The sequence below is a fragment of the Kocuria sp. APC 4018 genome (assembly GCF_030407675.1).
Classification (GTDB): domain Bacteria; phylum Actinomycetota; class Actinomycetes; order Actinomycetales; family Micrococcaceae; genus Kocuria; species Kocuria rhizophila.
The window spans coordinates 1-1,812 of the sequence record NZ_JASDCY010000005.1; the positions used below are offsets into that span (position 1 = coordinate 1).

2 protein-coding genes are annotated in these 1,812 nt (G+C 76.1%); one reads left to right on the forward strand and one right to left on the reverse strand.

Annotated elements, in window-relative coordinates; genetic code table 11:
• A partial coding sequence (locus tag QL985_RS01650; RefSeq protein WP_290147377.1) for a glycosyltransferase occupies positions 1 to 652 on the reverse strand: 652 nt, incomplete at its 3' end.
• Positions 653 to 700: 48 nt separating this feature from the next.
• On the opposite strand from QL985_RS01650, the gene alr reads away from it, so the two are divergent.
• Positions 701 to 1,812 (forward strand): alanine racemase (gene alr, locus QL985_RS01655; RefSeq protein ID WP_290147455.1); only part of this gene is annotated, 1,112 nt, incomplete at its 3' end.

A 1,812-nucleotide genomic window follows, 5' to 3' on the forward strand; every position in this document is an offset into this window, starting at 1 on the left:
GATCCCGTGGCGCGGGGCGGAACACGGTCGGGTCCACCCCCGGCGGGATCACCGCGATCCGCGCCGGGTCCGCGCCGTACAGCTCCACGAGCTGACGCTTCTCCGCCGGGGTGTTGACCACCGTGCGGCACGCGCGGGAGATGACGCGCCGCTCGGCGTCCTCGCGCTCCCGCGGCTCGGGGGCCTCGTCCGCTCCGGCGCGCAGGTTCTTCGCGGCCGCGGACGTGTGCAGGGTGAGCACCAGGGGAGCGTGCAGGTGCCCGGCGAGCTCGAGCCCCGCCACCGCGGACAGCCAGTAGTGGGCGTGCAGCACGCGCGGCGCGGCGTCGTGGCCGTCGTAGAAGTGCGCGAGGGCGCGGCCGAAGGGCTCGGCGAAGCGCGGCAGGTCCTGTTTGGGGGCTGCACCCGCGCCGGGCAGCGACACCGCGAGCAGCCGGATGCCGGGTGCGAGGTCCGAGGGGTGCACGCCCTCGGCGTGGGAGGGGACTCGGTCCAGGGTGGCCATGTCCACGAGCCACCCGGCCTGGGCCAGGGCGCGCGCGAGGTGCCACACGTAGACGTTCATGCCCCCGGCGTCCCCGGAGCCCGGCTGGTCCACGGGGGAGGTGTGCATGCTGAGCAGCAGCACGCGGTCGGGGCAGGCGGGAGGCACGCGCCCAGCCTACCGGCGGCCACGGGGCACAATGGGGGCGTGAGTGAGATGACCTCGGAGCAGAACCGGCAGGCGGCCGGACCCAGCGAGCGCAGCGCGGTGGTGGACCTTGCCGCGGTGCAGCACAACGTGGGGCGGCTGCTCGATCTCGCCCGGGGCCGCACGCTGATCGCCGTGGTCAAAGCGGACGCGTACGGCCACGGTGCACCTCAGGTGGCGCGGGCGGCGCTCGCGGCCGGTGCGCACATGCTCGGCACGGCCCACGTGGCGGAAGCGCTGGCCCTGCGCGCGCAGGGCATCACGGCCCCCGTGCTGGCGTGGCTGCACACCGCGGCCACGGACTTCAACGCCGCGGTGAGCCAGGACGTCCGCCTGGGCCTCAGCGGCGGGGAGCTGGACCTCGTCCTGGACGCCGCCCGGGAGGCCGGCAGGCCCGCGGTGGTCCACCTCAAGTTCGACTCCGGGCTGGGCCGCAACGGCGCCACCCCCGCGCAGTGGCCGCGGCTGCTGGAGCGCGTCCGCCGCGCCGAGAGCGAGGGGCTGCTCACGGTGGAGGGCGTCTTCACGCACCTGGCCGTCGCGGACGAGCCCACCCGCCCGGAGACGGCCGAGCAGCTCGCCGCGTTCCAGGACGCGGTGCGTGCCGCTCGGGAGGCGGGTCTGAACCCCACGCTGGTCCACGCGGCCAACACCCCGGGGTTGCTGTCCGCGGCCGATCTCCCGGACCCGGACGCCATGCTGCTCGACGCCGTGCGCGTGGGCCTGGGGCTGTACGGCCTGAGCCCGTTCGCGGACCGCACCCCGCAGGAGTTCGGGCTGGTGCCCGCGATGACCCTGCGGACCCGGGTGGCCAACGTCAAGGACGTGCCGGCCGGTGCCGGGGTGTCCTACGGACTCACCTACCGCACCGAGGGCCCCACCCGGCTCGTGCTGGTTCCGCTGGGCTACGCCGACGGCGTCCCGCGCGTAGCCACGGGGGCACCCGTGCGGATCGGGGACCGGATCTTCCCGGTGGTGGGCCGGATCGCGATGGACCAGTGCGTCGTGGACCTGTCCCTGGGGAGGCCCGTGGGCGCCGGGGCGGGGGACGGTCGGGCGCTCGAGTCGGCACCGCCGACCGCCGGGCGGGATGGCGCGGGGCCGGAGGCCGACGACGGCGT